We start from the raw sequence: 17,492 nt of genomic DNA on the forward strand, positions 1-17,492 counted from the left end.
TTCTCGGTCTCGTCTTTTCTATTCCTTCAGCGAACCGACCAGCACGCCCTTGACGAAATACTTTTGCAGAAAAGGATATACGCACAAAATGGGAATCGTCGCCACCATCATCGTCGCCATGGACAGCGATTTCGTCGTCACGGTCTTCATCTGGCTCATGCGCCCCTGCGCCGCGGAATCCAGCTGGGCCATCTGCTCGCTCATAATGTTCGAATTCAGAATCTGCTGCAGCTTCGTCTGAATCGGAAGCAGATCGGCGTTGCTGATGTAAATGCTCGGGGTAAACCAGTCGTTCCAATGATAGACGGCCGTGAACAGCGACAGCGTGGCGATGACGGGACCCGACAGCGGGAGCACGATCCGGAAAAGGACGCCCCAATTGGAGCAGCCGTCGATCCGGGCCGATTCTTCCAGCCCCGCCGGTATGCCTTTGAAAAAAGTGCGGAAAATGATCATGTTCCATACGCTGATCAGGCCGGGAATGACCATGACCCAAAACGTGTTGAACAGGTCGAGCGAGCGGATCAGCAGGAAGGTCGGAATGAGCCCTCCGCTGAAGTACATCGTGATGATGCACAGAACCATGTAAGTCTGGCGGCCCATCAGCTCGGATTTGCTCATGCCGTAAGCGAAAATGGCGGTCGCCCCGATCGACAGCAGCGTGCCGACGAGCGTGCGCAGCACCGAGATCAGAAATCCGTTGATCAGGCGGCTGTCTTCGAACACGACCCGGTAATTCTCGAGCGTGAACGCCCGGGGCCAGAATGTAATGCCGCCGCGCAGCGTATCCGTTCCGTTGTTGAACGAGATCACCGCGGCGTTCCAGAACGGATAAAACGAAACGAACGCCATAAAAGCGAGCAGCGCGTAAATGACGATCGACAATGTACGGTCGCCGGCCGAGTCTTTCACGGGCCCGCACCTCCTTCCGTTTTCGCATGAACTTTACCTTGCGGACGGCTTACCATAAGCTGTTGCCCGATTTGCGGGCCGCGTAATTCGCTCCGACCAGCAGCAGCACGCCGAGCAGCGACTTGAACAATCCCGCCGCCGTCGCGTACGAATACCGGTTGTTTTGGATGCCGGTGCGGTACACGTATGTATCCAGTACGTCGCCCACGTCTCTTAATACGGGATTGGAACCGAGCAGCAGGATGTCCTCGAAGCCGGCGCTGAGCAGATTGCCGATCGCCAGAATCAGGAACACGATCACGACGGGCATGATGGTCGGCAGCGTCACGGAAAAGATCTGGCGCAGCTTTCCCGCTCCGTCCATCGCCGCCGCTTCGTGCAGATGCGGATCGACGCCCGCGATGGCCGCGAGGTACACGATGGAGGCGAAGCCGATTTCTTTCCAGACTCCGGTCGTCACGAGAATCGTCCAGAAGTATTCCGGGAGGGACAGGAAGTTGATCGGTTCTTTGATCAGATTCAGGCTCTGCAGCAGTATGTTGACGCTGCCGTTCTCCGTCGACAGCAGCGACATGACGAAGCCCGAAACGATGACCCAGGACAGAAAGTGCGGCAGGTAGCTGATCGTCTGCACCGTCCGTTTGAACACCCGGCTTTTCACCTCGTTAAGCATGAGCGCCAGAATGATCGGAGCGGGGAACCCGATCAAGAGCTTCAGCAGACTGATGATCACCGTGTTGCGGATGACGGTCCAGAACTCCGGTGCGGCAAAAAACATTTCGAAGTGCTTGAAGCCTACCCACGGACTGCCCGAGAAACCTTCGAACAAGCTGTAATCTTGAAAAGCCATCAGCACCCCGTACATCGGAATGTAGCTGAATACGAAGATGAACAGCAGCGGCGGCAGAACCATCAATTGCAGGTCCCACTGTTTGCCGAATCGCCGCAGCCGCGACGGCTTGGCTTTTGCCTTTTCAACGGACAACCGCGTCGTATTCTGCATATTGCCCTCCTTCCCGAACATTGTGTAAATGCGAGTTACCTATGAAGTGATCTTTCCTGACTCCATCTTATTCCTGATTCCGTCCGCTCTCTCCGCTAAAACGATCAAAAACCGGTACTATCTTACTGCACGAGCAGACTCCTCGGCTGCGAACATGGCGAGGCTCCGTGCCGATATGCCGTTTGAACAGCCGATTGAAGTTGGACAATGTACGGAAACCGCATTCCATGGCGATATCGAGAATTTTCAGGTCTGACGTTTCCAGCAGATGATACGCATTTTCCAGCCGGACCTGAATCAGATAAGTGAGCGGAGACACGCCGACCGCCCGGCGGAATATATCGCTGAACCGCGACGGGCTCAGGTAAGCAAGCGCCGCCAATTCTTCCAGCGTCCACGGGTATGCGCAGTCCTCTTCCATCGCGCGGATTACGAGACGCACTTTCTCCAATTGGGCGGCGGAGACCGCTCGTTTCCCTTGCTGGACGTTCTCCTGGCGGAAATGGCGATTGACCTGCGCGAAAAATTGCAGCATATAAGCATAGACGACGGAGGTGTACGAGGCGCTTCGCGTTTCGTGTTCTTCCTGAATCGCCAGAAGCAGATCGCGCAGCGCGGGCAGACGGGGATGATCGCGGTCGAGCAGATGGGTAAAGTACACGCCGATTTCTTTGAACGGACTTAAAATGTCGGGATCGGATCGCTGGCTGCCCATGAACCAGGCGGCGTCGAACGTCATGACCTGCATGACCAGCCCTTCGTGCTCGTAAGCGCAGTGGAGGGCGCCCGAGCCGATCAGCACGATGTCTCCCGCCCGGAAATCGTAGCGGACCCCGTCGATCAAATAATGCCCGGTGCCGGCCTTGATCATGTTGATCTCCAGCGCGTCGTGCGTGTGCAGCCTCTGATACTGCGGCGTCACTCCGATCGTGTCCGAGAGGTGGATCGGATACTCCCTGGAAAACACGACTTTTTCTTTCGTTTTATCTTCGCTGCGGATAACGGCCATTTGACTCCTCCGTTCCATGAAGTTGCTGGTAGTTGCTGTATTTCGCCGAAAGTTACTGTATCTTACTGATTTTCTCTGAAAAAGCCCTTTTCCTCGGTAAGGTATCCCTATCTTAGTTTCGTGCCAGTACGGCGTCAATATAGATTACATCGAGAAGGACTCGCGGGGAAAAGGCTGGTAGGCTTCGGGGTAGTTCGCTTCAATCGCTGTTTCAATCGGGAAGCTTGGATGAGATTAAGAGGGAGCTTCCCGATTTCAAAGGCGAACGCTGACGCTTTTCCGCGAACTCCCCCTCCGCCTTCGGCCTTTTCCCGCTGCGCCGGGCGGGGAGGCGTTTCGCCGCTTTGAGCCCGCGAAACGGAATGAAGGCATAGGCGAGCAAGCGTCCGCCAAGGGACACCTGCTCGCCTGCGTTTTTTCAACATAAAAAGCCTCGGCTCAAGGAAAGTGTTGAACTTTCCTCGAGCGAGGCTTGACGATGTCCGCCGAGACCCGCGGCGGCCGGCCTTTTCCCCTCTTCCTAAGACTGCTGCATCTCCGACGGCAGCTCCATCTTCTGCGCCAACATCTCTTCGCGCAGCGCCGCCCACTGCTCGCGCGACGCGCGAATCATGGCGGCATCCATGATCCGCTGGTCGTTGATGACCCGCGAGAACCAGCGTACCGCTTCATTGAACTCGCCCAGTCTGCGGCAGAGCTCGCCGATCAGGTACATCAGCCGGGCGTCGCTCGGCCCGGCTGTTTCGGTCTCGTAGACGCGGACGTAAGAATCCCGAGCGTAGCCGATAAAGCGGATCTCCTGCTCCGGATTGTCCGCATAGCGGTACAGCCAAGCAATATGATGCAGCAGGCTGGCGATAATCCGCTCCTTGTCCCCGATGACCTGGGCGCAGATCAGCGCAAGCTTGTAAGTTTCCATTGCCGCTTCGAGCGTGCGCGCGCCGCTGTAATCTTTCTTTTTCGCCGGCGCGCCGACTTTCTCCTTGAAGCTTTGACGCTGCGCTTCGCTCAGCTTGGCCGCCGAGTTCTCCGTGAAGGCAAAACCGCAGTGCGGGCAGACCCGAACGACGTAAAAGTCGGGGTTTTCGTTTTTATAATGCGCGCAAAAGTCCGTATCGCGCTTGATCGTCTGCTTGAAACTCGGCCGCACGCGGCTCGTCTGAAACGTCTTTTCGCAGCATACGCAGGCGGTCGTAATTTGAAACAGCGGATCGATCTCCATAATGGCAAGCCCTTCTTTCTGATTTCTTATGCTTAAGAGACGGAGAGACAGCACCGGCCTGCGCAGCATGCCGCGTTCACGCAGGGCAGACGAAACGTCCGTCCCGGTTCAGGCATCCCTGTTACGGAGTATTGACGAAGTGATAGGCCGGACCTTTTAACCTGGCAATCACGAATTCGCGCAGCTCGTCTTCCACATCGTTTTCCCGGAGCGCCGCATTCATGCACGCCAGCCAGGCGTCGGCACGCTCGTTCGTTACCGGAAAACGCATATGGCGAGCTCTCATCATCGGATGTCCGTGCCGCTCGGAATAGAGCGGAGGCCCTCCGAAGAACTGGGTCAGGAACTGATGTTGACGTTCGATCACGGGGCTGATATCCTCGGGAAACAAAGGCGCGAGCAGAGGTTCCTGCACGACTTTGCCGTAAAAGGTTTCAATGATGCTGAGCAGGCCGGCCGATTCGCCGAGCTGCTGGTAGATCGTCTGTCCGGAATCCATGTCCATTACCCGCTTTCCGCATGCTTTTTCTTTCATTTGTATTATAGCAAAATTGCGGTTGTTTCAGACCCGCCTTTATACACAGTTTGACGGAAAAAACAAAAAAAAGCGCCGGGTTCCCCCTGCGCCGAAGAAAAATGCGCGCGTCCGTCCCCCGGAACCCGCGCCGCCCCATCAAGCTGCGTTTCTAATATCCGCTCCATTCCTCTTCTCCCGGCTGATCGAGAGAAACGCGGATGACGTATACGAAAGCGCAGACCATAATACCCGTTAAAATGCTCATTAGACCACTCCGTCCGTCTCAAATTTAAGGACAACTTGCCGACATCCGGTAAATGTAATCCGCCAAAAGGCCGGAAAAAGAGTTTGGTTTTTTTATTCTATCACAGATCATCAAAAAATAAAGCCATTTTGCAATCGCTTTCTTCAAGCATAAGGATAAATTTTACAAAAAAAGTTTTATGCGCTCTCGCTTCCGCGGCATGTTAAAATGTACGGGTATAACCGCCGGCTTCCCCCGCCGAACATAGGGCAAAACTCCGAGAAAAGGAGCGTTAAACCGTTGAAATATTATGTACTGGATCGCGGCGACCAGCTGTCGATCGACCTCAGTCAACAATTTCATAGACTCGCCGCGGCGAAAGGCTTCGAAATGGATTCGGAGTCGCCGGAGATCGTCGTTTCGATCGGCGGCGACGGCACGATGCTGCATGCGTTCCATTCGTTTATCGACCGAATTCCGGAAATCGCGTTCGTCGGCGTCCATACGGGACACCTCGGATTTTACGCCGATTGGAAAGCGGAGGACCTGCCCGAGCTGATCGAATTCATGTCGGGTGCCGGCGAAGGCGGACTCGGTCCGAAAATCGTCAAATATCCGCTGCTGGAACTCGAGATCGAACGCCAATCGGGAACTTCCGTTCATACCGTGCTCAACGAATTCGCCATCAAAGGCGCCGAGGCGACCATGGTCGTGCAGATCGACATCAACGACGAAGTGTTCGAAATGTTCCGCGGCGACGGCATCTGCGTCTCCACGCCGTCGGGCAGCACGGCTTACAACCGAGGACTCGGCGGCGCGATCATGCATCCGACGCTGGAAGCGCTGCAGATCGCGGAGATCGCCTCCATCAATAACCGGGTATTCCGGACATTGGGCTCGCCTCTCGTGCTGCCGAAGCATCACCACTGCGACATTTATTCGCGCAAGGAGCAGCGGCTGCTGCTGACGATGGACCACCGTTACCTGGCGATCGACGATCTTGTCTCGGTCCGCTGCCGCGTGTCGAGCCAGAAGATCAGCTTTGCCCGCTACCGTCCGTTCCCGTTCTGGAACCGGGTGCGCGAAGCTTTCCTCGGGTAGTTCCCGTGTCGATCGAATGCTCCATTTCGTCCATAAACGCCAAAAAAGCGGCTCGCTTGAGCCGCTTTTTCCGTGTTCGTTTTTATTGGGCCGCGAATATCGCCGCCTGCATGCGGCGCATCCGCTACTTGGCCGTCTCCTGATCCGGGCGGCTGCCCGAATTGGAATTCGGATTCGGATTGGCGTTCGATCTTGCCGGCGCCGCCTGTTCGCGGTTCGGCCGTTCGCCGCCTTCGCGGCGCTGCCCGGACCGGCTGTCCCCGCCCCGGTCTTCGCGCTTGCGGTTTCGATGCTGCTGCTCGTTTCCGGAACCTTTGGAAGGCTTGTCCTTCTCCCGATCGCGGTTCTGATTCTCCCGGTTCGGCCGTTCGCGGTGATGCTGCTTTTTGCCCGAGTGGCCCTGCGTTTTTTCCTTCGGATCGCCCGCTTCCTGGGCGCGTTCGCCGCGCGGGCTTTTGGAGTCGCGATCGCTTCGTCCGCCGCGCTGCTCCTTCCGTTCCCTGCCCGGCGGATGCTCGCGATTTTCCTTCGCCGCTTCCTGCGTTTTCGACGATTCGCGGTATTCCCTCACCGGTTCCTTGATCTCGCCGAGATCCGGATACTGGGCGGCTTCCGCTTCGTCCTTGACGTCCCGCATGTCTTTGACCTTGCGAAGCACGAAGTAGGCGCAGCCGAAATTGCAGTGTTCCGTGATATAGTCGGTCGTAAAAGAAAATTGGGATTCTTTCGCCACCTTGGGCTGACCGTCCTTGTACATCCCTTTGAGCCGCAGCTGATTATAGCCCCAGTCTCCGACGATGTAATCGTAACGCTCCAGAATCTCGCTGTAACGGCCTCGGAACGCTTCCGCATTCCAGCCGTTTTTGTGGTTGATCATTACTTCGTAGACTTTACCGCCGATTTGAAACAACAAATTCCCCTCCCCTGCCGAAACGCTAGCTGTCAAAAGCCTCTATATATTCCTGGCCGTATGCAATAAAAATTCAAATAAAGCGGATATCAAAAAAATTTTAAAGCTAAATTCATTATAACGGCGCCTGTGCAAAAAACCAATAACGACTTGCGGACAACCGAAGCGGACGGCGGCGTTTACGGCCCGACCCGGCTGCGGTATTCCCTTGGAGAGACTCCCGTAATGCGCTTGAATACGCGCGAAAAATAAAACATATCCTTGTATCCGAGCCGCTCGCCGATTTCCTTGACGCTCATATCGGTATTCAGCAGCACGTTGCGCGCTTCCGCGGTGCGCAGCCGGTGCACGAACTCGTTGAACGGATACCCCGTGTAATCGTGCACGATCCGGCGCAGCGTCGAGACCGAAACGTGATGACGGGCAGCGATGTCCGACACCGTCGGCGGAACGTGCAGCATCGCCTGAATATCCTCGATCACCTCCTGCGCGAATCGTTCGCGTCCTCCCGCATCCCGTCCGTCTTCCTCGGAGATCAGTTCGTACAGAAAGCTCTCCAGCTGCAGCGCCGTCCGGTCCAGATTGTCCGGCGTGCCTCCCTCGATCAGCCTCAGCATGTTCTCCATCCGCTGCAGCAGCAGTTCGTTCATCCGGAATTTGCGCACCTTCGGCTCCGCGGACAGCCAGTCTCGGCGCCATTCCTCGATTCGGCTTCCTTCCGCCGTAAAATAATACTCGTCCCAATACTCGCCCGGATGGGGTCCGTAATGGAACTCGGCGCCGGGATAGAGACAGAACCAGGAGCCGGCGCTCACCTGCTGGATTTCTCCTCCGTCCACCCGGTAGAACCCTTTCCCCCCGGTAATCAGCACCAACGCCCAATATTGAAAAGACGCCCCTTCCCGCCGCATCGTCCGTCCCGGAAGATGGCCGGCGTTCACGATCGCGACCGAACGGATGCGCAGCCGGGCGGGTTCGACGGACGGGGTCAGGACGCGGATGGGGCTTCGGCTGATCGTATAGTCCATGTATTTTGGCATACCGCACATTCTCTCCTTTTTGGCGCTGTGCTAAATTAGGCGTATCGCACATCCCTTTTACGAACAAATATACCATACCGTTTTGGAAAGGATGAATCCAAGCATGGAAAACGTACACATCGGACTGATCGGCTGCGGTTCCATCTCCGACGCTCATCTGCAGGCTTACGCCTCCAACCCGCAAGTTAAGCTCGCCGCCGTCTGCGACCTGAATTCGGAACGCGCGCGTCAAACGGCGGAAAAGTACGGCATTCCCGGCGTCTACGGCGACTATCGGGAACTGCTGGCCGACCCGGCGATCCAGGCGGTCAGCATCTGTACCTGGAACAATTCGCATGCCGAGATCAGCATCGAGGCGCTTCGCGCCGGCAAACATGTCCTCTGCGAAAAGCCGCTGTGCAAAACGGTCGACGAAGCGCTGGCGATTCAGCAGGCCGTGAAGGAGAGCGGACGCGTGCTGCAGGTCGGCTACGTCCGCCGCCACGCCGCCAACATCGAAGTGCTGAAGCGTTTCATCGACGCGGGCGACCTCGGCGGCATTTATTACGCCAGAGCCAGTCTGATCCGGCGGCTGGGCAATCCGGGCGGCTGGTTCGCGGACGCGGAACGCTCCGGCGGCGGCCCGCTGATCGACATCGGCGTCCACGTGATCGATCTGTGCTGGTATCTGATGGGCAAACCCAAAGCGGTCTCGGTCAGCGGCAGCGCGTACCGGAAGCTCGGCAACCGCTCGAACGTCGAGAATTATGCCTATTATCAGGCCGCGGATTTCGATCCTTCCGTCAATACGGTCGAGGATATGGCGAACGCGCTGATCCGATTCGAAAACGGCGCTTCCCTTATGGTGGACGTCAGCTTCTCGCTGCATGCGCGCAAAGATTCCGCCCAGATTTCCGTTTTCGGCGAACGCGGCGGAGCCGAGATCGAACCGGCGCTGGCGATCGCGACCGAGCGGCACAACACCATCATTAACATCGATCCGCAGCTGACGGCGCCGGGCTTCGATTTCGTCGACAGCTTCAAGCGGGAAATCGACCATTTCGTTCGGCTCTGCCTCGGAGAAGGCGACAATTTGTGTCCCGTCGAAGACGGCGTGGAGATGATCCGGCTGCTGAACGCGATTTACCGCTCGGCCGAAGAAGGTCGGGAAATTCGCTTGGACGGGGAGGAAGAGGCATAATGACGAATCTCAAACTCACGAACAAAATCGGCGTGATCGTCGACAGCTTCGGCATCGGCGTGACGGAAGGCCTGAAAAAAGCGAAAGAAGTCGGCGCGCACGGCGTGCAGATTTACGCGGTGTCCGGCGAGATGGACCCGGCCGCATTGACCGGCTCCAAGCGGCGCGAGCTGCGCAGCCTCATCGACGGGCTCGGCCTAGAGGTGTCGGCGCTGTGCGGCGATCTGGCGGGACACGGCTTTCAGGACGCCTCGGTCAATCCGGAGAAGATCGAGAAATCCAAGCGGATTCTCGATCTGGCGCTGGAACTCGGCACGAACGTGGTTACGACGCATATCGGCATCGTGCCGGAAGATCGCGGCGGCCCCGTTTACGAAGCGATGCACCGGGCCTGCGAAGAGCTCAGCCGTTATGCGAACGATATGAACGCCTATTTCGCGATCGAAACGGGTCCCGAGCCGGCCGCCCATCTGAAAAGTTTCCTCGACACGCTCGGCACCAAAGGAGTCTCGGTCAACTTCGATCCCGCCAACATGGTCATGGTCACGGGCGACGATCCGGTGCGCGGCGTGCATCTGCTGAAAGATTATATCGTGCATACGCATGTCAAAGACGGACGCAGACTGCGCGAGGTCGATCCGAAGCAGGTCTACGGTTATCTAGGCTATGAAAAAATGGATCATTCCGCGATTGCCGATATGGCTTCGGGCGGCGCGGAAGCGGACTTCATCGAGCTTCCTCCGGGCGAAGGCGATGTGGATTTCGACGCTTATTTTCGGGCGCTGCAGGAGATCGGTTATACGGGTTATCTGACCATCGAACGCGAAGTCGGCGACAATCCGGCCGCGGATATCGCGGGAGCGGTACGGTTTATCGAAAAGTATCGCGTCCGGGATTAACATGTCCCGGGGCCGTCGTCCGCGGGATCGCCGGGACGCGGACCCTGATTCGAAATTATGCGCCGCCGAAGAAGCGGCGCCATCCGTTCGCGGTGTATTCGCGGCATATTCCATCATTCGGGGAGTGATTGCACGATGAAGCTCGGCATCAGCTCATACAGTCTGTACCAAGCGATGCAGCAGGAACGCATGAAGATCGAAGAAGTGCTCGATTGGGCCGCCGGAATCGGCGCCTCTCACGTCGAGATCGTGCCGGACCTGGGATTCGGCTTCGGGGATGACCCGGGTCTCGAAGAGCGTCTGGTCCGCAGGGCGCGGGAGCTTTCTCTGGAGATTTCCAATTACGCCATTCGCGCGGACTTTACCGCGGGCGGCGAAGAAGAATACGAAGCGGAAATCCGCCGGGTCATGTCGGAAGTCGACCGCGCGAACCGTCTGGGCGCCGGGTTGATGCGCCATGACGTCGCTTTTCGCGAAGATACTTCCATCCTTCGCTTCAACGAGGATCTGGATATGCTGGCATCGGCCTGCCGGCGCATCGCCGATCACGCGTCGCAGTACGGCATCGTGACCAGCGTGGAGAATCACGGCTACTACGTGCAGGCGAGCGACCGGATCCAAGCGCTTGTGCACGCGGTCGGACGGCCGAATTTCCGGACGACGCTGGACGTCGGCAATTTCGTCTGCGTCGACGAAGATCCGCTGAGCGCCGTGCGGAACAATCTGCCGATCGCGTCGATGGTGCATATCAAGGATTTCTATATCCGTCCGGCACGCCTTAATCCCGGCGAAGGCTGGTTCCGCAGCGCGGGCGGCAGCTGGCTGCGCGGCGCCATAGCCGGTCAGGGCGACTTGGACCTGGTCGGAATCATCGCCCTGGTCAAAGATTCCGGCTACGACGGCTTCCTGTCCATCGAATACGAAGGGATGGAAGATTGTCTGGAAGGTACGCGGATCGCGTTCGACAACGTACGCCGCATTTGGGACGAATCGCGAGAACGGGCATGCGCTCAAGCGTAAACGGCTAACCGAATAAAAACGTCCCTGCCCGAATATCGGAACGTCGGCAGAACGCGCAAAAAGGACTTGAGCGCTTGGCTCAAGTCCTTTTTCGATCGTTAAAGTCCGTTTCGGGCAAAAGATTCCGCGGGACTGCGCAGCAGATTAAGAATCATCTGCGCGCTTTCCGCCCGGGTTCCCGGGGATTCCGGCACGAAGCGCTTCGCTCCCTGTCCCCGCATGAGTCCGAGCTCCGCCGCTCCGAGGGCCGCTTCCCGCTGCCAGCCCGGCGCGCCCGCCAGGTCGGCAAACCGGTCGGCCGATGCCGAAGCCCCGGACGCATCCGGCATTTTGCCGCCTGCATACGCGTAGGCGCGCATGAGCATGGCGGCCATTTCGGCGCGGGACACGGCGCGGTTCGGTTCGAACCGGCCGTCTCGGCCGCCTTGAACGATTCCCGCCTGCCGCGCCGCCGCAGCGGCCTCGGCATACCAGCTGCCGGCCGGCACGTCGCCGAAGCCCGAAGCGGCCGATGCTTCCAGTTTAAGCGCCCGCGTCAGCATCGCCGCGAATTCGGCCCGCGTAATCTCGCGGCTCGGTTCGAACGTATCCGCCGACGTTCCCGTGATCAGCTGGCGGGCCGACAAAATCTTGACGGCCGTTTCGGCCCAGTGTCCTTCGGCCAGGTCGCCGAACGTCTTATCGTACGCCAGAATCGCGTACGTGCCGTTCGAAGTCAGCGCGGCGTTCAGCTCCCGGCCGTTCCACAGACCGCCTACATATTCAAGCGATCCGTCCGAAGCGATTCTGTACAGGCCCGTCAGCTGCCGTTCCGTCTCCTGTTCCGCCGTCATGGCCGTATTCAGCGGTTCGGCAAAGGCTCCTTCCACCTCGTATTCCTTTCCGCTCGCATCGAGAGCGGCCAGCGTCCAGTCGAACGCCCTGCCCGCGAGGCGGATGTTCGCGCCCGTCGTTGACCGCGCGGAGGCCAGAAGCGTCTCCCCGTCCGCTTCCGTCACTTTCAGCACGAGAGCCGCGGCTTCCGAATCGGTGCCCGGCAGCCGCTCCGCGGCCTGATTCAGCAGGGCCGCCGGCAGCTCGGCGCGGAAAGCCGCCGATTCCAGACGCAGCGCCGATGTTCCGAGCAGCTCGCCGGCATTGGCCGGCAGCACGATCCGCTCCGTAGAGCCCGCGATCGCGACGGTAACCGGTCTTCCTCCCGCAGGCGGAGCCAGTTCGGCCGCGCTCACGACCCGATCGCCGGGACCGCCCGTACCGGCCGGAAGATCCGGGACGGACGCTCCGGCGCCTTCAGCCGGGCTTGAGGCCGGCGGCTGCGCCGAACCCGGGGCCGGGATCGGCGCAGGGTTCGGAGACGGCTGCGGAATAGGCTCCGGCTGCGGTTCAGGCAGCGGTCCAGGCCCAGGCTGCGACGGCGCGGCATACACGCCGAGCGTATAAGTGTCCGAATAAGGACCGTAAGAAGCCCCGATTTCCGTCTCGCCCGGCTGCAGAGCGCGAATCCGTCCCGATTCGTCGATCGCCGCCACATTCGGATCGGAAGAAGCGAAGCGAACATCCGCCGGGATCGGAATCCGCGTTCCGTCGCCGTAGACGGCGCTCACCACGGTAACGCCTTCGGATCCCGCTTCCAGCCGGACGGGACCTTCCAGCCGAATGCCGACCATCTGCGGCTCTTCGTTCGTCACCTTGAGGGTATACGAATCGGTGAAGCCCGCATATGCGGCCGACAGAACCGTTTCTCCTTCGCCCAGGGCCCGCACTTCGCCGTCGCTGCCGATCTCGGCGACGGCCGTATCGGAACTCCGGTACGTCACCCCTTCGGCGAGCGGCACGCTGCGTCCCGACGCATAGACCGCTTCGGTTACCGTGCGGTCCGTATCGCCCGGTTTCAGCATCGTTTTTCCGCCGAATTCGATTCCTTTCAGCGCGTCTTCGGCGGAGGTTTCCCCGATCGTCAAACGATCGATCTCCGTTCCGTCCAGTTTGCGCACGCTGATCTCGATCGCTTTTTCCGACACTTCCACGCCGGTATAAATTTGAGCGTCGGAGTCGTCGATTTTTTCCTGCCAGAAACGCTTCGTCAGCGCGTAAAACTTCGGTCCCGACGATCCCCCGATCAGATAACGGGTGCCTTCTCCCTCAGGCGCGATTTCTCCGTTTTTCATCGGGAAGCTGCGCATATAAATGTGGTCGTGTCCGTTCATGACCAGATCGACGCCGTATCTATCCAAAATCGGCACCCACTTCGCCTGCACCCGTTCGTTGGAATAAATGCTGCCGTAAGGACCTTGATGGAAAAAGACGATCTTCCACTTCTTGCCGCTCTTCGCCAAATCCTGTTCCAGCCATTCGGCCTGAGCGGCGTAACCCTGTTCTCCCTGCTCCGTGTCGAACACCGCGAAATGCGCGTCCCCGGCATCAAAACTGTAGCTGGTCCCGAGCGCGCCGGAAGCGCCGTTCGGCGGATTGTTGAACTGAGCCAAATAATCGCCGGCGCCGTTGCTGCCCATTACTTCGTGATTGCCGATAATCGGAACCAGCGTCCGGTTCGCCAGGGCGGCTCCCGCGGCTTCGAACCACCAATTCCACTGCTCCTGCTCGAACCCTTTGTCGACCATGTCTCCGGCATGCACGATCATGTCCGCATCCGGCATATATTCCAATCCCGCGGCCAGCGTTTCGCCCCACAGCGCAAAACCTGACCGCGTTTCCGCCTGCGAATCGCCGATGAACAGGAATTTCACGTTCCGTCCGCCGGCAGGCGGAGAAGTACGGAATGCCGCCGGAGCGCTCATATGATCCGCGCCGTCTCCGACCCGGTACATGTATTCGGTATCCGGTTCAAGCCCCGCGGCCCGCGCTTTATGCACATTCAGCGATCCGTCGTTGTTCGTCGTGTACAGGCTGCTTCCGCCGGTGATCCGGACCACGTTCGCCTGATCGAAACCGGCAAATTCCGACCGTTTAACGAGTTCCACCACCGTATCCGACACCGCCGGCGATGTCTGCCAGTTGAACTGCCTGGACGAATACGCATCTTCGCCCATCGTCACGTTGACGTTGGACGGCTGCGGGCCGCCGGCATGAGGCGCGACCGTGAACTTCATCACGGGGCTGTACCGCTCTCCCTGCACCGCCTGCAGCGTGAACGTTCCCGCCGTTTTCGTGACTTCCGCCGTTCTAAGCAGCCCGGAGGCGTCGCTTTGTCCTTCCGCGACCCGCATTCCGTTCAGCAGCAGTCCGGCTTCGGCAGCCGGCGTGCCGTCCGCGGCATGCACGATCGTGAACGAAGATTCGAAGCCCATCCCGACGGCGTACGGATCCCAGAGCAGTTTCAATCCGCTGCGCGCGGCCGATTCCAGATCCGGTCCGGCGAACTCGACTTTCCGGCCGTCGCCTTCCGCCGAGGTCACGGACCCCGAGCGGTACGCGATCCCAAATGGCTTCGTCCCGCCGTCCGCGGCTTCTTCCGTCGTAAGCGGACCGATCAGATCGCTGCGCACCTTATACCGGATCTGCGCCAGCAGATCGTCGTCCGACAAGCTCGCTTGGTCGATGTTCTCGAACTGCAGGCTGACGATGCCTGCCGCTTCGTCGATCTGCGAACGAACCTGCGAAGCGCCGCCGATCTTCCCGCCCGCAATCACTTCAAGTCCGCTCGCCGCGGCGGGATCGAAACGGAAAGCCAGCTCGCCCGATCGCAGAATCGAAGCTTTGGCCGCGCGGATATCGAGCGTGTAGGAACCTCCCGTTTCCAACCGCTCGGGCGTATCGTAGACGTAATACGGCGAACCGAGATTGACGGAAAACGACCATTCCCGAATCGTCTGGTTGCCCGCGAGATCGCGCACCGCGATCTTCGCCGTATGCCGGCCTTCCGTAAGCGGGCTGGCCGGCTTATAGGCGATCCGGCCTTTCGGCGGGTACAAACTGTGCTCGACCGGCTGGCCGTCCACGTACATGCGGATGCTGTCCGGATCGATCAGCGTCGTTCCCGGATTCGCCGCCGGATCGTAGCCGTCGTCTTCGGCAATGACGGACAGCTCCGGCGTCGCCGTCTCGACAATCTGGCCGGAAGAAGGAATCAGCTCCTTGATGACCGGCGGAGTACGGTCCTCCTCGAGCGGCCCGTAAACGGCGCGGATGTTGTCGATATACAGGGCGCCGGCCGTCTTTTTCGCATTATTCGTTTCCATATACCGAACCGGCATGTCCATGGTCAAAGGCAGGACTTTGCCCTGCGGCACGTCGCTTTCGACGTATTTCCATCCCGTCCAGTCGACTCCCGTCGTCTGTTCCGTGAAATTGATCGGAACCGCCGCGTCGTTGCCGTCTTTCAGCTGGCCGCGCAGCCAATGCTTTTGACCGTCGCCGTAGACCCACATTCCGATCTTGGCCGGATAGCCCGGAATTTGAATCCGGTTCTCGGCCGACGTCGCCTGAAGGTAAGCGCCGGAAGTTCCCGTTTTCCCCGTAAAGTCGTATTCCAGCTTCAGCGCACGGCTTCCTCCGCGCACATAATCGGGATTCGTTTCTTCCGTGATGGCGACCGAATTCGCCAAGACGCTCGCCGCTCGGTATTTGCCGAGACCCGACTCGAAATCTTCCAGCATGACCGGAGGGATGCCGACGCTGACTTCGAAAGACGTTTCGACGTTTCCATAGCCGGCGAAGATCCGGCCCTTGGCGTCGCTGCGTTCGCCTGCCGTGAAGACCCCGTTCGCGTCGACGGTTCCGATGTCGCCTTCGGTTCGCCAGCGGAAGCTGGCGTTGTCCGCCTGCACCGTCTGCTTGCCGCGCAGCGCCGTCACGGAGAGCCGGGCCGTTTCTCCGGCGGCATAAGTCCGGGCGCTGTCCGGGAAGACCAATTCCGTCAGATCCCCGACCACTTCGATGCCGGCCGCTCCCTTGACGCCGCCGGCTTCGACCTGTACGGAGCCGGTTCCGTTCGCATCGGCGGCCGCCTTGAACACGCCGCTTGCGTCGATCGTCCCGAGCGTCTCGGGCACCTGCCAGACCGGCGTACCTTCCATGACGGCCGGATGGCCGTTGGCATCGATCGCGGCCGCCTTGAACGGATACGTCGATCCCTGCAAGATGCGCTCGCCGTCCGGCTGCACGACCAGCGAGGAAGCCGAAGACAGCTCGGGCGCGGTATTGACGAGCAGCAGCCCGTTGCCCGTTTTCCGCTCGTATCCGTCGGAACCCCGATTCAGCATTTTGACCGAAGAAGTTCCCGGCATCCGGGCGGCGAAGGTGGACGAACCGCCTCCGTCGAGATTGATCGCGTCGACCGCGCCTCTATCTTTCAAAATCTGTCCCAGTTCCTGCGTCTCCACCCCTTCGCTGAAACCGGGCGCGCGTCCGTCGACTTCGAGCAGGATCAGGCTGCCGTCGGCCTTCGTGCCGACGGCCGTTCGCGGATGGACGCCTTCCGGCCTCACTCCGCTCTGAACGACGCCGTCTTTGATCAGCGGACCCTGTCCGCCGATCGCCAATACGGCCTCGCTCCATTCTCCCGCCAGGGAAAATTCCGCCGTCAGCTCGTCGCCGACCTTCAATCCCTGGGTCCGCTCCTTCGCCGTACCCGAAGCCGACAGCACGACAGTGCCTTCTGCGAGGGGGCTGTCGCCCATCCCGGCGCGCACTTCGGCGACTTTAAGCTTCATGACGCTTCCGCTGCGCACTTCGCCTTCCGATACGGTCAGCACGAACTCGTCCCCGCCGCTGCCGGACTTGGTCGACGCGTAATAATCCGGCGTATAGAGAACCAGCTGGTTTTCGCCCCGATAGCGGTTCACCGCATGCAGATCGACGCTCGTTCCTCCGATCGTCAGCTTTTTGGTGAGCTGCGGCGTCCCGTACAGCGAGCGCCCGTCCCGCGTCAGACCGAAAGCATAGCCCGAACCGCTGTTCAGAATCCGCCCCTCGTTCATGAACAGCCCGTTCGGAACCCCGGTTCCCGAGCCCGAAATGTCGTAAAAGTCTCCGTTGATTCCGGCAATGACGCGGCTGCCCGGCGCATCCGCGTAAGCGGCCATCTCCGTGACGCCTTTCATGCCGTATACCTTTCCGTCCTTCGTTCCGGCCTTCAGTTCCAACCCTGCCGCGGCCGGATTGAATTCTACCGAATGAACTTTCTGCGGACCTCTGGCGTCCTCCAAGTCCATCCGCGTATACGTCGCGCCCGGCGCAAGTTCGGTCTGCCGGATATCGACAGCCCGGCCGTACTGCACCGCCGGCAGTTCGGCCAAGGCCGCACCGGCCGTCAGCCCCGGCTGTACGATCGATACCAGCAGCACAGCCGCCAACAAAATTTTGATGCCCCACCATTTCCGTCTCACTTTCTTCTTCCCCCTCGCCATGATCGCTTCGCGTCGAACCGAAAAGCTTTATGTATGACTACCAGCTTACCGGCAGGCGGTTACAGGG

Annotated in this window: 12 protein-coding genes; 4 read left to right on the forward strand and 8 right to left on the reverse strand. The window is 59.5% G+C overall.

The features are described 5' to 3' along the window. Positions 1 to 18 precede the first annotated feature (18 nt). The 5 genes from GYN08_RS16105 to GYN08_RS16125 all read right to left on the reverse strand — a co-directional run bounded on the left by GYN08_RS16105 (position 19) and on the right by GYN08_RS16125 (position 4,645). The gene (locus tag GYN08_RS16105; protein WP_408015074.1) at positions 19 to 912 is read right to left on the reverse strand and encodes a carbohydrate ABC transporter permease; all 894 of its coding nucleotides are present in this window, start codon (positions 910 to 912) and stop codon (positions 19 to 21) included. A gap of 49 nt (positions 913 to 961) precedes the next feature. After that, a complete protein-coding gene (locus tag GYN08_RS16110; RefSeq protein ID WP_166276058.1) occupies positions 962 to 1,915 on the reverse strand; it encodes an ABC transporter permease in 954 nt (317 codons plus the stop codon). A gap of 67 nt (positions 1,916 to 1,982) precedes the next feature. Beyond that, positions 1,983 to 2,924, reverse strand: coding sequence for an AraC family transcriptional regulator (locus GYN08_RS16115; RefSeq protein WP_166276059.1), 942 nt, complete (start codon positions 2,922 to 2,924; stop codon positions 1,983 to 1,985). A 520-nt stretch (positions 2,925 to 3,444) separates the two neighbouring features. Further along, positions 3,445 to 4,146: a DUF2225 domain-containing protein gene (locus GYN08_RS16120; protein ID WP_166276061.1), complete on the reverse strand. Its 702-nt coding sequence runs from the start codon at positions 4,144 to 4,146 to the stop codon at positions 3,445 to 3,447. A 121-nt stretch (positions 4,147 to 4,267) separates the two neighbouring features. Continuing rightward, on the reverse strand, positions 4,268 to 4,645 hold the full coding sequence (locus GYN08_RS16125; RefSeq protein ID WP_408015075.1) for a globin domain-containing protein: 378 nt from the start codon (positions 4,643 to 4,645) through the stop codon (positions 4,268 to 4,270). Positions 4,646 to 5,207: 562 nt separating this feature from the next. On the opposite strand from GYN08_RS16125, the gene GYN08_RS16130 reads away from it, so the two are divergent. Further along, complete coding sequence (locus tag GYN08_RS16130; RefSeq protein ID WP_166276065.1) at positions 5,208 to 6,008, forward strand: NAD kinase; 801 nt, start codon at positions 5,208 to 5,210, stop codon at positions 6,006 to 6,008. A 124-nt stretch (positions 6,009 to 6,132) separates the two neighbouring features. Here GYN08_RS16130 and GYN08_RS16135 read toward each other — a convergent pair whose 3' ends face one another. Further along, entirely contained in the window at positions 6,133 to 6,918 is a 786-nt protein-coding gene (locus GYN08_RS16135; RefSeq protein WP_166276067.1) for a YutD family protein, read from the reverse strand. A gap of 179 nt (positions 6,919 to 7,097) precedes the next feature. After that, on the reverse strand, positions 7,098 to 7,958 hold the full coding sequence (locus GYN08_RS16140; RefSeq protein ID WP_166276069.1) for a helix-turn-helix transcriptional regulator: 861 nt from the start codon (positions 7,956 to 7,958) through the stop codon (positions 7,098 to 7,100). Between the two features lie 103 nt (positions 7,959 to 8,061). Here GYN08_RS16140 and GYN08_RS16145 point away from each other — a divergent pair, with 103 nt between their 5' ends. The 3 genes from GYN08_RS16145 (at position 8,062) to GYN08_RS16155 (ending at position 11,057) form a co-directional block, all read left to right on the forward strand. Then, complete coding sequence (locus tag GYN08_RS16145) at positions 8,062 to 9,138, forward strand: Gfo/Idh/MocA family protein (protein ID WP_166276071.1); 1,077 nt, start codon at positions 8,062 to 8,064, stop codon at positions 9,136 to 9,138. After that, the gene (locus GYN08_RS16150) at positions 9,138 to 10,037 is read left to right on the forward strand and encodes a sugar phosphate isomerase/epimerase family protein (protein ID WP_166276073.1); all 900 of its coding nucleotides are present in this window, start codon (positions 9,138 to 9,140) and stop codon (positions 10,035 to 10,037) included. The genes GYN08_RS16145 and GYN08_RS16150 overlap by 1 nt, the downstream gene beginning before the upstream one ends. Before the next feature lie 135 nt (positions 10,038 to 10,172). Next, positions 10,173 to 11,057, forward strand: a complete 885-nt coding sequence (locus tag GYN08_RS16155; protein ID WP_166276075.1) for a sugar phosphate isomerase/epimerase family protein — start codon at positions 10,173 to 10,175, stop codon at positions 11,055 to 11,057. A 98-nt stretch (positions 11,058 to 11,155) separates the two neighbouring features. Here GYN08_RS16155 and GYN08_RS16160 read toward each other — a convergent pair whose 3' ends face one another. Next, a complete protein-coding gene (locus GYN08_RS16160; protein WP_328802965.1) occupies positions 11,156 to 17,404 on the reverse strand; it encodes a phosphodiester glycosidase family protein in 6,249 nt (2,082 codons plus the stop codon). Between the last annotated feature and the right edge of the window lie 88 nt (positions 17,405 to 17,492).

This window comes from Saccharibacillus alkalitolerans (assembly GCF_011090185.1).
GTDB classification, from domain to species: Bacteria; Bacillota; Bacilli; order Paenibacillales; family Paenibacillaceae; genus Saccharibacillus; species Saccharibacillus alkalitolerans.

What these genes read in the sequence shown, in the direction of transcription:
- GYN08_RS16120 (WP_166276061.1), bottom strand. Translation starts at nt 4,146, where the DNA reads ATGGAGATCGATCCGCTGTTTCAAATTACGACCGCCTGCGTATGCTGC.
- GYN08_RS16115 (WP_166276059.1), bottom strand. Translation starts at nt 2,924, where the DNA reads ATGGCCGTTATCCGCAGCGAAGATAAAACGAAAGAAAAAGTCGTGTTT.
- GYN08_RS16150 (WP_166276073.1), top strand. Translation starts at nt 9,138, where the DNA reads ATGACGAATCTCAAACTCACGAACAAAATCGGCGTGATCGTCGACAGC.
- GYN08_RS16155 (WP_166276075.1), top strand. Translation starts at nt 10,173, where the DNA reads ATGAAGCTCGGCATCAGCTCATACAGTCTGTACCAAGCGATGCAGCAG.
- GYN08_RS16145 (WP_166276071.1), top strand. Translation starts at nt 8,062, where the DNA reads ATGGAAAACGTACACATCGGACTGATCGGCTGCGGTTCCATCTCCGAC.
- GYN08_RS16125 (WP_408015075.1), bottom strand. Translation starts at nt 4,645, where the DNA reads ATGGATTCCGGACAGACGATCTACCAGCAGCTCGGCGAATCGGCCGGC.
- GYN08_RS16140 (WP_166276069.1), bottom strand. Translation starts at nt 7,958, where the DNA reads ATGCCAAAATACATGGACTATACGATCAGCCGAAGCCCCATCCGCGTC.
- GYN08_RS16110 (WP_166276058.1), bottom strand. Translation starts at nt 1,915, where the DNA reads ATGCAGAATACGACGCGGTTGTCCGTTGAAAAGGCAAAAGCCAAGCCG.